General features: G+C 64.4%; 16 protein-coding genes. 7 read left to right on the forward strand and 9 right to left on the reverse strand.

Translation table 11 applies throughout. The features are described from left to right. Positions 1-103 precede the first annotated feature (103 nt). Positions 104-1,564 carry a flavin-containing monooxygenase gene (locus SE91_RS08810; protein WP_061851052.1) on the forward strand — a complete coding sequence of 487 codons (1,461 nt, stop codon included), beginning with the start codon at positions 104-106 and terminating at the stop codon, positions 1,562-1,564. Positions 1,565-1,581: 17 nt separating this feature from the next. On the opposite strand, the gene SE91_RS08815 is transcribed toward SE91_RS08810, so the two are convergent. Genes SE91_RS08815 through SE91_RS08825 form a run of 3 tightly spaced genes read right to left on the reverse strand, consistent with a single transcriptional unit; the run spans position 1,582 to position 3,804 of the window. Beyond that, positions 1,582-2,811: a YbfB/YjiJ family MFS transporter gene (locus SE91_RS08815; RefSeq protein ID WP_061851053.1), complete on the reverse strand. Its 1,230-nt coding sequence runs from the start codon at positions 2,809-2,811 to the stop codon at positions 1,582-1,584. A 32-nt stretch (positions 2,812-2,843) separates the two neighbouring features. Beyond that, positions 2,844-3,080: a tautomerase family protein gene (locus SE91_RS08820; RefSeq protein WP_061847320.1), complete on the reverse strand. Its 237-nt coding sequence runs from the start codon at positions 3,078-3,080 to the stop codon at positions 2,844-2,846. 13 nt (positions 3,081-3,093) lie between these two features. After that, positions 3,094-3,804 carry an SDR family NAD(P)-dependent oxidoreductase gene (locus SE91_RS08825; protein ID WP_061847321.1) on the reverse strand — a complete coding sequence of 237 codons (711 nt, stop codon included), beginning with the start codon at positions 3,802-3,804 and terminating at the stop codon, positions 3,094-3,096. A 210-nt stretch (positions 3,805-4,014) separates the two neighbouring features. On the opposite strand from SE91_RS08825, the gene SE91_RS08830 reads away from it, so the two are divergent. The 4 genes from SE91_RS08830 (at position 4,015) to SE91_RS08840 (ending at position 6,780) form a co-directional block, all read left to right on the forward strand. After that, positions 4,015-4,938, forward strand: coding sequence for a LysR family transcriptional regulator (locus SE91_RS08830; RefSeq protein WP_061847322.1), 924 nt, complete (start codon positions 4,015-4,017; stop codon positions 4,936-4,938). 145 nt (positions 4,939-5,083) lie between these two features. After that, a complete protein-coding gene (locus tag SE91_RS36980) occupies positions 5,084-5,239 on the forward strand; it encodes a hypothetical protein (RefSeq protein ID WP_008555101.1) in 156 nt (51 codons plus the stop codon). Between the two features lie 141 nt (positions 5,240-5,380). After that, positions 5,381-6,310 carry an aspartyl/asparaginyl beta-hydroxylase domain-containing protein gene (locus SE91_RS08835; protein ID WP_008555100.1) on the forward strand — a complete coding sequence of 310 codons (930 nt, stop codon included), beginning with the start codon at positions 5,381-5,383 and terminating at the stop codon, positions 6,308-6,310. Positions 6,311-6,321: 11 nt separating this feature from the next. Continuing rightward, complete coding sequence (locus SE91_RS08840) at positions 6,322-6,780, forward strand: YybH family protein (protein ID WP_061851054.1); 459 nt, start codon at positions 6,322-6,324, stop codon at positions 6,778-6,780. A gap of 67 nt (positions 6,781-6,847) precedes the next feature. On the opposite strand, the gene SE91_RS08845 is transcribed toward SE91_RS08840, so the two are convergent. The 3 genes from SE91_RS08845 to galE all read right to left on the reverse strand — a co-directional run bounded on the left by SE91_RS08845 (position 6,848) and on the right by galE (position 10,517). Next, positions 6,848-7,549 carry a fumarylacetoacetate hydrolase family protein gene (locus SE91_RS08845; protein WP_061847323.1) on the reverse strand — a complete coding sequence of 234 codons (702 nt, stop codon included), beginning with the start codon at positions 7,547-7,549 and terminating at the stop codon, positions 6,848-6,850. A 33-nt stretch (positions 7,550-7,582) separates the two neighbouring features. Next, positions 7,583-9,385 carry an ABC transporter ATP-binding protein gene (locus SE91_RS08850; protein ID WP_061847324.1) on the reverse strand — a complete coding sequence of 601 codons (1,803 nt, stop codon included), beginning with the start codon at positions 9,383-9,385 and terminating at the stop codon, positions 7,583-7,585. A 118-nt stretch (positions 9,386-9,503) separates the two neighbouring features. Further along, on the reverse strand, positions 9,504-10,517 hold the full coding sequence (gene galE / locus SE91_RS08855; protein WP_061847325.1) for a UDP-glucose 4-epimerase GalE: 1,014 nt from the start codon (positions 10,515-10,517) through the stop codon (positions 9,504-9,506). A 126-nt stretch (positions 10,518-10,643) separates the two neighbouring features. Here galE and SE91_RS08860 point away from each other — a divergent pair, with 126 nt between their 5' ends. Continuing rightward, positions 10,644-11,681, forward strand: coding sequence for a glycosyltransferase family 4 protein (locus SE91_RS08860; protein WP_061847326.1), 1,038 nt, complete (start codon positions 10,644-10,646; stop codon positions 11,679-11,681). A 219-nt stretch (positions 11,682-11,900) separates the two neighbouring features. Here the strand turns inward: SE91_RS08860 and SE91_RS08865 are convergent, their stop codons facing one another. The 3 genes from SE91_RS08865 to waaF form a co-directional block, all read right to left on the reverse strand. Continuing rightward, positions 11,901-12,209 (reverse strand): hypothetical protein, encoded by a 309-nt coding sequence (locus SE91_RS08865; RefSeq protein ID WP_061847327.1) that lies wholly within the window; start codon positions 12,207-12,209, stop codon positions 11,901-11,903. 3 nt (positions 12,210-12,212) lie between these two features. Beyond that, positions 12,213-12,395 (reverse strand): hypothetical protein, encoded by a 183-nt coding sequence (locus SE91_RS08870; RefSeq protein WP_061847328.1) that lies wholly within the window; start codon positions 12,393-12,395, stop codon positions 12,213-12,215. Positions 12,396-12,491: 96 nt separating this feature from the next. Next, the gene (waaF, locus tag SE91_RS08875; protein WP_061847329.1) at positions 12,492-13,547 is read right to left on the reverse strand and encodes a lipopolysaccharide heptosyltransferase II; all 1,056 of its coding nucleotides are present in this window, start codon (positions 13,545-13,547) and stop codon (positions 12,492-12,494) included. 161 nt (positions 13,548-13,708) lie between these two features. On the opposite strand from waaF, the gene rfaD reads away from it, so the two are divergent. After that, positions 13,709-14,689: an ADP-glyceromanno-heptose 6-epimerase gene (rfaD, locus tag SE91_RS08880; protein ID WP_061847330.1), complete on the forward strand. Its 981-nt coding sequence runs from the start codon at positions 13,709-13,711 to the stop codon at positions 14,687-14,689. Position 14,690: the final 1 nt, after the last annotated feature.

Genomic DNA, 14,690 nt, shown 5'->3' on the forward strand with positions numbered 1-14,690 from the left:
GTTTGGGTGCATGGCATTCAACTCGCTCTACAGTTGCTGCAGGCTGATTGCCAATTGACGACCGGCCGCGACGGGCGGACAATCCTCGGTGGCGGAGGAAACCATGCAACAAGAACACTTTGACGTCCTCATCGTCGGTGCCGGCTTGTCCGGCATCGGCGCGGGCTATCATTTGCAGACGAAGTGCCCGGCCAAGAGCTACGTCATCCTCGAGGGCCGCGACTGCATCGGCGGCACCTGGGACCTGTTCCGCTATCCCGGCATCCGCTCCGACAGCGACATGTTCACGCTCGGCTATTCCTTCAAGCCGTGGACCGACCCGAAGGCCATCGCCGACGGGCCGCAGATCCTGAACTATGTGCGCGAGACCGCGAGCGAGAACGGCATCGACAGGCACATCCGTTTCCGCCATCGCGTCAAACGCGCGGCGTGGTCGACGAGCGAGGCGCGCTGGACCGTCGAGGCCGAACGCACGACAGGCGAGGGCGCAACTGAACTGGTGCGCTTCACCTGCAATTTTCTGTTCATGTGCTCAGGCTATTACCAATACGAGGCGGGCTACACCCCGGAGTTCAAGGGCACGGCAGACTACGCCGGCCGCATCGTCCATCCGCAGAAATGGACCGAGGACATCGACTATGCGGGCAAGCGCGTCGTCGTGATCGGCTCGGGCGCGACCGCGGTGACGCTGGTGCCGGAGCTCGCCAAGAAGGCGGCGCAGGTCACCATGCTCCAGCGCTCGCCGACCTATGTGGTGTCGCGTCCGGCGCAGGATCTTGTCGCCAACAAGCTGCGCCGCAATCTGCCGGCGCGGCTCGCTTATCACCTAATCCGCTGGCGCAACGTGATGTGGGGGATGTTCTTCTTCCAGCTCAGCCGGCGCCGGCCTGCGAAGGTGAAGGACCTCATCCTCAGGGGCGTGAGAAGCGCCCTCGGCCCCGACTACGATGTCGCCACGCATTTCACGCCGCGCTACAATCCCTGGGACCAGCGGTTGTGCCTCGTGCCCGACGGAGACTTGTTCAAGGCAATCCGTGAGCAGCGCGCCTCCGTCGTCACCAATGAGATCGATACCTTCACGCGCGACGGCATCCGCCTGAAGGACGGCAGCGAGCTTGCGGCAGACATCATCGTCACGGCGACGGGGCTGGTGCTCCAGGTCGTCGGCGGCCTCGAAGTAAGCGTCGACGGCCGCGCCGTCGACTTCGCCAACACGCTGACCTACAAGGGCATGATGTATGCCGACGTGCCCAACATGGTCTCCGCCTTCGGCTACACCAATGCGTCCTGGACGCTGAAGTGCGATCTCACCTGCGAATATGTCTGTCGGCTCATCAACTACATGGACCGACACAATTTCCGCCAGTGCATGCCTCACAACGTTGATCCCGATGTCACCCCGCAGCCGTCGCTCGATTTCACCTCGGGCTATGTCCAGCGCTCGCTCGCAAAAATGCCGAAGCAAGGTTCGAAACGGCCGTGGCGGCTATACCAGAACTACGCCCTCGACATCGTCTCTCTGCGCTTCGGCCGGATCGACGATGGCGTGATGCAGTATTCCTGATCACGCCCTGGCCGGCTCTATGTCTTGCGCGTCGTGAGCGCGAGCGCAAGGTCGATCGCGAGCGCGATTACCACTGCCGCTCCGCCAAGGCCGAACAGAACGAGATAGTCGCCGCCGGTCTGCGCATAGATCCAGGAGAAGCCGTAGGCCGCGGTCGCCTGAAACAGCGCGAAGCTGGTCGTGGCGTGACTCCACGTCGTGCGCTGCTGCTCGGCGGAATGTGGGACCAGCTCATGGATGCGCCCGAGCACCAGCGGCACGATCCCCGGCGTGAAGCCGCCAACCACGACGCTCGACACGATCAGCGATAGCGGCGCGGAGATCACGGTCGGGAGCAACACGGCAGCCGCCTCGATCAGGAACGCCGCGCGCAAGGCGGGCCCGAAGCCCGAACGGTCGCCGAGGTGCCCGGTAACGAGCGGGCCGACGATCGCGCCGAGGCCGTACAGCACCCAATAGCGCGATCCCGCGGCAATGCCCTGACCAAGACCACGCGCCACGAAATCGACGATGAAGACCATGTGCGGCACCAAGGCCACCGCGTTGAGGCCGTACTGGACCAGCAGCCCGCGGGAGGCGGATGAGGTGTGATGAGGCTTTGCCTGATGCGCGGGCGCGGCTTCAGCCTTGGTTTCCGCAGGCCAGTTCCACCAGCTCGCGAGCGTCAGCATGACCGCGAGCACGCCGAGGCCATACCAGCTTTGCTGTAAGCCCTGCTGCAGCAGCAACGGAACCAGCGTGCCTGACGCGGCGACGCCGAGACCGACGCCGGCAAAGATCACGCCGCCGACGATGCCGCGCCTAGCGGCCGAGATATGCGGCAAAATGACGGATGCGGCGAGCACCATGATGACGCCACCTGTGAAGCCGGACAGGAAGCGCCAGGTAAAGAACCAGGCAAATGTCAGCGGGGTCGCGCTGGCGAAGAACGAGAGGGTGGCGAGCAGCATCATCGCCCGCAGTGCGCGGATCGCGCCGATGCGCGTGGCGACGGCTCGTGCAGCGAGCGCGCCGGCGAGATAGCCGGCAAGATTGGCTGCGCCGAGATAGACGACGTCGGACGCGCTGAACCACTTCGCTGCGATTAGTGCCGGGATCAGCGGTGTGTAGGAAAACCGGGCCAGGCCGAGCCCGACCAGCGATGCGGACAGTCCTGCTATCGCATATCGCCAAGTTTGCTGTGATTCTGACCCCGGCTGCGGATGCAGCCGGGCGCCTATGTGTTGCTTCGTGTTTGTCTTGGTCATGTCTTCCTCCGGCACGCACGATGGCGCGCGGATCATTCTGTCCGGGCGGCGCGCCGGTGCCGGAATTCCCGCACGGGGAGGCCACCCCAGCCCCAATTGTCGGTATCGATCTCCTCGATCACGACGAAGGTTGAGTCGAGCGGCTTGCCGAGCACGTCGCGCAGGAGCTCGCTCGATCCCTTGATCAGCGCGGCCTTTTCCGCTGCCGTGATCGACGCCGCTCCCGGCCTCGTTCCTTCGCGGGTCACTTGAATGGTGACGATGGGCATCTCGGGTCTCCTCTCAATGGCCGGCGCTCTGGCCGCCGTCGACGTGCAGGATCTCGCCGGTGACGAAGGAGGCACCCTCGAGATAGAGCACGGCATCGACGATGTCGGACATCTCGCCCATATGGCCGATCGGGTGCAGCGCGCTGAGCTGGGCATGCGTCGCGACTGGGTGCATCGGCGATTTGATGATCCCCGGCGAGACCGCATTCACGCGGATGCCGCGTTTGGCATATTCGATCGCGAGGGACCTGGTCGCGGCGTTGAGGCCACCCTTGCTCAGGGAGGCCAGCACGGAGGGTACGTTCGAATTTGGATGGTCGACCAGCGTGGTCGTGATCTGGACGACGTGGCCAGATCCCTGCTTCTCCATCTCGGCGATCGCGAGCTGCGTGATGTGGAAGAAGCCTGCCACGTTGGTGCCCATCACCGCCGCATAGTCCTCGGCCGTGTACTGCGTGAACGGCTTGGCAACGAAGATGCCGGCATTGTTGACCAGCGTGTCGACGCGGCCGAAGCGGGCGATGGCTTGGGACACCGCGCGTTCGGCGGTGCTCCGGTCGGCGATGTCGCCGGGAGCGGCGAGGACGTCATCGTCGCCCGACGGCTTGATGGAGCGCGCCGTTGCGACGACGCGATAGTTGCGATCACGAAAACCCTGGACCAAGGCCGCGCCGATGCCCTGCGAGGCTCCGGTGACGATGGCGACCTTTTGCTCGATACCCATGATGGGCTCCTGTTGTCGGCTTTGAGAATGCGCCAGCACCGCTGGCGTGCCCGCTGAGATACGCCGGCCTGCCGCGGTTGCGAATACGCGCTGTCCGGTAGACATTCTTTCGCGCGGCGAACGAATGGCCGCTCGGCATCCCAGCCGGTTGTCGCGGTAGCAGCGAGGTCTTAGCCTGCAGGCGGAACTTGAGGGGGCGGCAGGGAGCGTATGGATCGTCTGGATGCGATGAAGGTGTTCGTCCTCGTGGTGGACGAGGGCAGCCTGGCTGCTGCCGGCCGTAAGCTCGGACGCTCGCCGGCTGCCGTGAGCCGCGCCATCGCCTTCCTGGAGCAGCGCGTCGGCACCGAGCTGCTGCACAGGACCACGCGCTCGATCAAGCTGAGCGAGGAGGGCGAGCGTTATGTTGCGATCTGCCGCCGTGTGCTCGCCGAATTGGAGGAGGCCGACGACATCGCGGCCGGACCACGGGCCGCTCCGCGTGGCCTGCTCACGATCACTGCTCCCGTGGTGTCGGGCGAGATGGTGCTGAGACCGATCCTCGACGCGTTCCTGGACGCTTATCCGACAGTATCGGCCAAGCTGCTGCTGTTCGATCGCGCGGTCAACTTGGTCGAGGAGGGCGTCGACGTTGCTCTTCGCATCGGACCACTTGCGGATTCGGCGATGATCGCAATGCGGGTCGGCGAGATCAGCCGCGTCGTTGTTGCAGCCCCGCGCTATCTGAAACAGCATCCGCGCATTACCGAGCCCGGCGATCTCGCCAAGCATCAGGTCGTCGCGATGGCCCATCTGCCCCATTCCTGGACCTTTGCGCCGCTACCTGGTTCATCGGCTGCCCGTACGGTCCAGTTCACCCCGCGGCTCATCGTCAACAGCACCTACGCGGCGGTGGCTTCCGCGGTCGCCGGGCGCGGCGTGGCGCGGATGTACTCTTATCAGGTGGCCGCGCAGGTCGCGGGCGGCGAGCTCGAGATCGTGCTGGCGGGTGATGCCGATCCGGAAATGCCAGCGCACCTGATCTGCCCGCAGGGCCGGCTCTCGGTGCCAAAGGTGCGAGCCTTCACCGACTTTGCCGTGCCCCGGCTGAAGAAGCACTTTGCGCAGCTAAGCAGGAGCATTAGGGCGTTCTGAGCAGCCGGCGGGCCACGCAATGCGTTGTTTCGCGTATACGGCCGCCGGACTGAATCGGCCGTGCTTGCTGGACGGTTAACGCCGGATTTACGGATCAGTCCTAGCCTGTCTCGGCCGGGGTACTCGCAAGGCCGAGGTAAGCCCAATGGAAGCCCAGAGAATCGCGGTCGACGCCGTCGTCGCGCTGACTGATTGCGACCGCGACGCCGTTACCGCCTTCATCCGCCGACTCTACGTTGCCGGGGTCACGGATCCCAAGCGCTTGACCTTCAAGGGTCTCCAGGCACTGTCCCGGGCCTAATCGGCCGGTTTCGGTCCTTCAGCCCAAGTTCCGCCTGTACGCTCCCCGCAGCGTGATTTGCAACCCCCCGGTGATATCTTGCCGCTCCGCCCGGGCGGGGGTAGATGACGTCCCGGCTGGGTTCACTGGGGAGCTGGGGAGATGTTGAAACAGCTTTTTGCGCCGCAACTTGTCATTCTCTATGTGCTGGCGGCCTCGACGATTTACGTTCACTTCCGCGGCAAGCAGCGGCTGCGGTTCGCGCGCCAGCTCGGCGATCACTCGACCTATCTCGCACCCTACAATGTGCTGATGTATGCGGGCTCGGCCGTGCCGAACAAGCCGGTGATCCCGGTCGAGCAGTTTCCGGAGCTTAAGCCGCTCAGCGAGAATTGGGAGACCATCCGCGACGAGGCAGTGCGCCTGTTCGACGAAGGCTTCATTCGCGCCGCCGCCAAGAACAACGACTGGGGCTTCTATTCCTTCTTCAAGAGCGGCTGGAAGCGATTTTATCTGAAATGGTACGACGACTTCCTGCCCTCGGCGCGCACGCTGTGCCCCAAGACGGTGGAGCTGCTCAATTCGATTCCGTCGGTGCACGGTGCGATGTTCGCGATGTTGCCGCCGGGCGGCAAGCTGGGGGCTCATCGCGATCCGTTCGCGGGCTCGCTGCGCTATCACCTCGGCTTGGTCACACCGAACTCGAACAAGTGCCGGATCCTCGTCGACGGCGTCGAATGCGTCTGGCGCGACGGCGAGGCCTTCATGTTCGACGAGACCTTCATCCACAGCGCGGAGAATGCGACCGACGTCAACCGCATCATCCTGTTCTGCGACGTCGAGCGCCCGATGAAGTTCGGCTTCATGACCGCGATCAACCGCTGGGTCAGCCACCACATCGTCAAAGCGTCGGCGACCCAGAACGTCGATGGCGAGAGTGTCGGCGTGCTGAACAAGGTGTTCGGCAAGCTCTACGAGATCCATCTCGCCAGCCGCAAGGTGAAGGCATGGAATCGCAACGTCTACTACACGTTGAAGTACTCGCTGACGGCGCTGGTCCTCGGTCTCATTGTGTGGTCGGCAGTGCGGTGATCGGGGTCGCGATGAGTCCGTTGCCGGTCGCGAATACGGAGATGGTGCAATTCTTCCGGCAATGGCTGGAAACCTTCGCGGGCTATGTCCGCGAGGTTGACTACGCCTCCGCGCGGCCGCTTTTCCATCCGGACGTGCTCGCCTTCGGCACGCACAACGACGTCATTCCCGGCCTCGATCAATGGGTCTCGACGCAATGGGATAACGTTTGGCCGAAGACGAGCGACTTCCGTTTCGTGCTCGATCAGGCCTCGATCCTAGCATCCGCCGACGGCGCGATGGTGACCGTGATCGCGCCATGGACGAGCACGGGCTACCATCCCGATGGCAGCCCGTTTCCACGGCCCGGCCGGGCGACGATGGTGTTCTTGCGAAACGCCGATGGTTGGCTGTGCGTGCATTCCCACATGTCGCTCAATCGGGGTGTCCCGCAGGCAAGTCATGCCAATCGGCCGGTGAAGGGCTGGTAGATGCGACCGGAATAGAAAAGGCCCCGGACAGGTCCGGGGGCCTTTCGGTTTGAAATCGTCGGACGGTTTATTCGGGCTGGCCGATGCTCACCTTCAGCGTGCCGACGCCGTCGACGCCGCATTCGAGCTTGTCGCCGGGCTGGAGCTGCGACACGCCGGCGGGCGTACCCGTCATGATGATGTCGCCGGCGGCGAGCTTCACCTGCTGGGAGAGCTGCCAGATGATCTCAGGCACGTTCCAGATCAATTCGGTGAGGTCGCCCTTCTGCGCTTCCTTGCCGTTGACCGTGAGCCAGATCTTGCCCTTGGCGGGATGGCCGATCTTCGCAGCAGGCTGAATCGCGGAGCAGGGGGCGGAGCCATCGAACGACTTGCCGATCTCCCACGGACGCTCCTTCTTGCGCGAGGCGATCTGGAGATCGCGGCGGGTCAGGTCGATGCCGACGGCGTAGCCGTAGACATGGTCGAGCGCCTTGTCGGCGGGGATGTTGAGGCCGCCGCTCTTCATCGCGACGATCAGCTCGACCTCGTGATGCAGATCCTTGGTCAGCGGCGGATAGGGGATGGTGGCGCCGTCGGGCACCAGCATGTCGGCATGCTTGGCGAAGAAGAACGGCGGGGCGCGCTCGTCATTGCCCATCTCGCGGATGTGCTCGAGATAGTTGCGGCCGACGCACCAGATGCGGCGCACGGGATAGCTGCCGCTCTCGCCGACGACGGGGAGCGAAGCCTGGGGCGGAAGCGGGATGACGTAGGAGGCGGCGTTCATGCGGGTCTCGCTGCTCTTGAGGTGGAACGAACTCTATGCGGTTGCGCTGATCGGCGCCAGAGCGCCGGAATCGCGGTGTTGCAGGCGGAAGAACGAGGCGTAGCGGCCGCCGCGGCGGAGCAGCTCGTCGTGCCGGCCCTGCTCGACGATTTCGCCGCCCTCGACCACCAGAATGCTGTCGGCGTGCATGATGGTGTGCAGGCGATGCGCGATCACGATGGTGGTGCGGTTCTGGCACAGATGCTCGATCGCCTCCTGCACCTGCCGCTCGGATTCGGAATCGAGCGCGGCGGTGGCTTCGTCCAGAAGGATGATCGACGCATTCTTGATCAGCGCGCGCGCCATGGCGATGCGCTGGCGCTGACCGCCCGAGAGCTGCGTGCCGTGCTCGCCGACCGGCGTGTCGTAACCGAGCGGGAAGCCCATGATGAAATCATGCGCGCAGGCTGCCTTCGCGGCCTCGATGATCTCGCCCTCGCTCGCGCCCGGCCGGCCGAAGGCAATGTTGTTGCGGATGGTGTCGCGGAACAGATAGACGTCCTGGCCGACATAGGCGGTCTGCGCACGCAGCGATTTGCGCGATACTGATGAGATCGACTGGCCATCGATCACGATGTCGCCTTGCGTCACTTCGTAGAAGCGCAACAGCAGCGCCAGCACGGTCGACTTGCCGCCGCCGGACGGACCGACCAACGCGGTGACCTTGCCGGGCTCGGCCACGAAGCTCATGCGGTTGAGCACGGTTTCGCCGCTACGATAGGAGAAGCTGACATCGCGCAGCTCGATCCGTGCATCGGAGAGCTTTAGCGCCGGCTTGTCGTCGTCGGAATACTCGCTCGCCGGGCTGTCGATGATCTCGAGCAGCATGCGCGCGCCGACGAGCTGGCTGTTGAGGTCGATGTTGAGGCGGGCCAGCCGCTTGGCCGGCTCGGTCGCCATCAGGAACGCCGTCATGAACGAGAAGAACGCGCCGGGCGTGGCGTTGAGCGCGACGACGGCATAGCCGCCATACATCAGGCAGCCGGCGACCGCGAAGCCGCCGAGCATTTCCATCAGCGGATTGGAGCGATTGGCGACCCGCGCCATCTTGTTGGCGTTGCGCTCGACGATCGCGATGTTCTCGTCGATGCGCTTCTGCATGGTGTCTTCGAGCGTGAACGCCTTCACCGTGCGGATGCCTTGCAGCGATTCCTGCATCGTCTCCAGGATGTCGGCGGTGCCGGTGAACTGGTTGTAGGCGAGGCCTTTGATGCGTTTGACCAGCTTGCGCAGCACCAGCATCGCCGGCGGCACCGCGACGAGGCCGATGAACGACATCAGCGGGTCCTGCCACACCATTACGCCGATCATGGCGAGCAGCATCAACAGGTCGCGCCCGACGGCGTTGACAAGCATGTTGAGGACGTCGGTGATCGACTTGGCGCCGGCGGTCAGCCGCGCCAGGAATTCAGAGGAATGCCGCTCCGAGAAGAAGCCGACGCTCTCGCGCATCAGCTTGGCGAACAGCTGGCGCTGGTTGGTGGCGAGGATGGCGTTGCTGATCTTGGTCAGGATCACCATGTGGCCGTAGGTTGCCACACCCTTGATGAACAGCAGGATCACCGTGATGCCAGAGAACATCGCGATGCCCGGGATGTTCTTGTCGACATAGGCCTGGTTGATGACCTGGCCGAGCACATAGGTCGCGCCCGCGGTCGATCCGGCGGCAAGCGCCATCAACGCGAAAGCAACGAGGTACCGCCGCCAGTAGACGACGCCCTGATCCATGACCAGGCGGCGAATCAGGACCGCTGCCGCATAGGGATCGTCGGTGATTTTCTTTGGAAACTGGGCCATCCGGGGTCCATTGACGGAGCAGGGCAAAGCCTGCCCGCGCGTCAGGGATCGATGGGCCTCTGTGCCCGCTCAAGCGGGCCTTTTCAAGCCCAATTAAGGGCTTGCGCTTGGGATGATTCTAGGCCGAGACGGCCTGGCGGAGCTCGCCATGGCGCTCGCGGAACAGCTTGTCCTCCCAGGCCAGCGCGTGGGCCGCGATGGTCTCGAGATCCTCGTATTGCGGTCGCCAGTCGAGCAGGCCGCGGATGCGGCTGGTGTCGGCCACCATGGTCATGATGTCGCCGGGCCGGCGCGGGGCGTATTGCACGGCGAAGCTGCGGCCGGAAACCCGTCGCACCGCGTCGATCGTCTCCAGCACCGAATAGCCACGGCCATAGCCGCAATTCAGCGTCGTCGAGGCACCGCCATTGCGCAAATAGGCCAGCGCCGAGCGATGCGCCTGGGAGAGGTCCGTGACGTGGATGAAGTCGCGGATGCAGCTGCCGTCGGGGGTCGGATAGTCGGTGCCGAACACGTCGATCTTGGCGCGCTGGCCGGTCGCGGCTTCCACCGCGATCTTGAGCAGATGCGTGGCACCGACGGTGGCAAGGCCGATGCGCGCCTGCGGATCGGCGCCGGCAACGTTGAAATAGCGCAAGGTCACGTATTGCATGCCGTAGGCGGCGGCGACGTCGTGCAGCATGATCTCCGTCATCAGCTTCGACGAGCCGTAGGGCGACAGCGGCCGCGTCGGCGCGTGCTCGGGCACTGGCACCTGATCCGGATTGCCGTAGACGGCGGCGGTCGAGGAGAAGATGAAGCGGCCAATGCCGCGCTTGACCGCGACGTTGAGCAGATTGCGCGCGGTCATGAAATTGTTGCGGTAGTAGCCGAGCGGATCGCGCATCGAATCCGGCACGACCACCGAGCCCGCGAAATGGATGATGCTCTCGATGTCGTGCTGCGCGATCACGCCTTCGAGCAAATTCTCATCGCCGGCATCGCCGATGAAGAGCGGCACGCCCTCGGGCAGATAGGTGGAGAAACCCGTGGAGAGATCGTCGATCACGACGACGTCCTCGCCGGCTTCCGCCAGCGCCAGAACCGTGTGACTTCCGATATAGCCGGCGCCGCCGGTGACAAGCACAGTCATGATCTCACCCGTCTTCGATCAACGCGCAAAGCTAGCGCTTGCGTGATGAAGAGGGGGTATCGGCGCGGCTGAACTGGTCACTATGCTTAATGTTGCGTATAGGGACTTTGCGAAACGGAGCATGACGTGGCGAATTTCCCCGGCGATCTCGAGGTGATCGTGCCAAATCTGCACAGGCGCTATTCCGGGGTCACCGCGACCAACCGGATGGTGGCGCCGCGCTTGGCGAAACTATATCGCGCCGCCTGGTTCGGCTCGGACGCGCCGGAGGGCATTGCGCGCCTTGGGGTTGCGGATTTCCTGAAGCTGTGGCGCCGCAAGGCGCCGCTGATCTGGCACGCGCGGCGCAACAACGAGATGATCGCAGGTGTCGTGTTGTGCGCACTCGGCTGGCCGCTCAAGCTCGTGTTCACCTCGGCGGCGCAGCGCCATCACAGCTGGATCACGCGCTGGCTGATCCGGCGCATGGATGCGATCATCGCGACGAGCGACATCTCGGCCTTGTTCCTGAAGGTGAAGGCGATCGTGATCCCGCATGGCGTCGACACCGACGTCTACGCGCCGCCGATCGATCGTGCCGCCGCGTTCGCCGAAAGTGGTCTGCCCGGGCGCTTCGCGATCGGTTGCTTCGGCCGCGTGCGGGCGCAGAAGGGTACCGATGTGTTCGTCGATGCGATGTGCCGGCTGTTGCCGCGTTATCCCGATTTCACCGCCGTGATCGTCGGCCAGGTCACGCCCGAGCAGACAGCTTTCGCCAACGATCTGAAAAAGCGGATCGAGGCGGCCGGCCTGCAATCGCGCATCGTCATCACGGGTGAATTGCCGATCGAGCAGGTGCAGCGCTGGTATCAGCGGCTGACGATCTATGCCTTCACCTCGCGCAATGAGGGTTTCGGCCTGACGCTGATCGAAGCGATGGCGGCCGGCAACGCCCTCGTCGCCGCGCGGGCCGGTGCGGCCGAGCTCGTGGTGGAGGATGGCGTCAACGGCGTGCTGGTCCCGACCGGTGATGCGGACGCGCTGGTCGCTGCGCTGGAGCCGCTGATGCGCGATGTGGATGCAGCGACTGCGATGGGCGCGCGAGGGCGGGCGCGGGTGCTCGAGCGCTTCAGCCTGGACGCGGAGGCGATGCGGATCGGTGAGGTCTATCGGCCGCTGCTCTGAATCGTCACATTTCGCGCGCGCCAAACAATGCGAAAACAACCTCATGCACAGTAGACGACGACAGCAAAATCAATGACTTGGCCGGCGGCGCTTTCAGTTGCTGATTTTTCGAACTTTCGTTGACGCGTCGGGCAAAACACCTGTAGACAGGCATCCCAACATGCCTGTTTTTCCGCGAGACGTCCGCCGGACGAGCCGGGTGGCGGGTCTCTGGCCCGATCAATCCGAGGATTGTCGTGCGGCCTGCTTCCTGACCTTCTGACGCAGGAAGCTGACCTCGAGTTCGTCGCCGTTCACGCGATCGAGCTGGCATCGCCGGTAGGCGAGGCCGACCGAGGAAAGGACAAGAAAGAATTCGGCCAGCGTCAGGCCCTCGATGGAGCTCTCGACGCGAAGCGTGGCGGAGTTCTCGGACACATCCTTGACGTAGCAGGGGCGCCGCCAGGTGCCGTCGATCGCCATCATCTGGGCCGGCAGCGGCCGCTCGAAGGCGACGCGCTGGCTCTCGCGTTCCTTCTCTTTTGGCATGCCCTACTGCTTCGCCCGCGGCTGCAAATGAGCACCCGGCGCTCTCGCAGCAGTGGAGGTTGCTGGCCGCAGCCTGCGCTCGTAGGCGCTCGCAAGATCGAGCAGACGCTTCTTGGTGAACGGGTCAGCCTTGGCCGCGAGCTCGCGGATGTGCTCGGCGCGCGTTTTGATGAAATCGTCGTCCATTGGCTCTCCCCGGAAATGCGAGGATGCCGACTCTTCCCGATTGTGTAAGTAACATTTGTTACAAAGGCGCTTGCGAAGGCCCTTTTGTCTCCGCCCTTACCCCCGTTTCCCCAGCACCCGCTGCGCGATCGCCACCACCTCGCTCGCCGCGATGTCCCGCATGCAGCGGTGGTCGTTCATCTTGCAGATCGTGCTCTGGCAGGGCTGGCACGACAGCACTTCCTTGTCCTGCACTACGGTTGCGGCAAGGCCGTTCAGCGGCGCCCAGAGATAGGGGCTGGTCGGGCCGAAGATGCCCATGGTGGGGGTGCCGAGGGCGGCTGCGATGTGCATCAGGCCGGAATCGTTGGAGATGGCGACGCCGGCGGCGGCCATGGCCAGCACGCCGTTGCGCAGATCGGTGCCGGTGAGGTCGCGGACACCCGGGCCGCCAGCCGCCACGATCTCCTGGGCCAGGTCCTTTTCCGCGGGGCCGCCGACCACCCAGACCTCCAGGCCGCGCTCGACAAGCAACCGCGCGGCCTCGGGGTAGGAGGTCCAGCGCTTGGAGATGCCGACCGAGCCGGGGGCCAGCGCCACGGCTGCGCCGTTGCTCAGTCCGTTGACCTGTCGCCAGCGGACGATGTCCTCTGGGGGCACGCGGAGCTGCGGCACCGGCCATTCCGGGGGCAGGGGCGCGCCATCGGGCTGCGCGAGGGCGGCGTTCTTGTCGATGAAGCGGGGCAGCTTCTTCTCGCCCCAGCGCCAGTGGTTGAGCAGGCCGAACCGGAACTCGCCGACGAAGCCGACCCGTTCGGGGATGCCGGCCAGCGCAGGCGCAATGGCCGCCTTCCAGGTCCGGGGCAGCACCAAAGCGGTGCCGTAGTTCCGCGCGCGAAGCAGTTTTGCCAGGCTGAGCTGGCGGCCAATGGCGAGCCGGCCGCGCGGCAGGTCCCAGACGATGCCCTCACGCACGCCGGGCATATAATCGACCAGCGGGGCACACAGCGACGTCGTGAGCAGATCGACCGGCCGGTTCGGCCAGCGCTGCTTCAGCACCCGCACGACGGTGTGATTCCGAACGAAATCGCCGATCCACACGTAGGGAATGATCAGGATCGGGCGCGTATCGCTCCGGTCTGGATCTTCACTAAATTGCGAATCGTGGTTCATTCGTTAAATAGGATTTGGGAGCGATCTGGCGTCGCGGTTCGGTTAGCCGCTCCAGGCCGGCAGGTAAAGCCGGGAGAGCGGCGGTCCAAAACGCTTACACTTTGGCGGACGATGCGCTACGGCAATGATCGGGGCCGCAAAGATCGGGCAGGGATTTCGGAATGTTGCTGGTGACCGGTGGGGCCGGTTTTATCGGGTCGAATGTCGTCGCCGCGCTGAACGAGGCCGGCCGCAGCGACATCGTCGTGTGCGATCTGCTCGGCGACGAGGGCAAATGGCGGAACCTCGCAAAGCGCCAGCTTGTGGATATCGTGCCCCCGGCCGAGCTGCTGGATTGGCTGAAAGGCCGCAAGTTAGAGGCCATGATTCATCTCGGGGCGATCTCCGAGACAACCGCGACCGACGGCGATCTCGTGATCGAGACCAATTTCCGCCTGTCGATGCGCCTTCTGGACTGGTGCGCGGCGAATGCCGTCCCGTTCATCTATGCTTCCTCGGCGGCGACTTATGGCGATGGCGCGCATGGTTTCGACGATGACGCCTCGCTGCCGGCGCTGAAGAAGCTGCGGCCGATGAATCTGTACGGCTGGAGCAAGCACCTGTTCGACCTCGCCGTCGCCGAACGGGTCGCGCGCGGCGATCAGCTCCCGCCGCAATGGGCCGGACTGAAATTCTTCAATGTGTTCGGGCCCAACGAATATCACAAGGGCTCGATGATGAGCGTGCTGGCGCGTCGCTTCGAGGACGTCAAAGCGGGCCGCGTGGTGCAGCTGTTCAAGTCGCACCGCGACGGCATCGACCACGGCGACCAGCGCCGCGATTTCATCTATGTCGACGATGTCGTGCGCGTCGTCATGTGGCTGCTGGCGACGCCGACGGTATCCGGCCTGTTCAACGTCGGGACCGGCAAGGCGCGCAGCTTCAAGGATTTGATGCTGGCAGCCTATGCCGCGCTCGGCAAAAAGCCCAACATCGAATATATCGACATGCCCGAGAGCATCCGCAACAGCTACCAATACTTCACCCAGAGCAAGGTCGATCGCCTCCATCGCGCCGGCTATAACGGCGGCTTCACGACGCTCGAGGATGCGGTGAAGTCCTATGTCGGCGATTATCTCCACCGGCCCGACCGGTTCCGCTGAG

It is taken from the genome of Bradyrhizobium sp. DOA1, from assembly GCF_001593325.1.
In the GTDB taxonomy this organism is placed as follows: Bacteria; Pseudomonadota; Alphaproteobacteria; order Rhizobiales; family Xanthobacteraceae; genus Bradyrhizobium.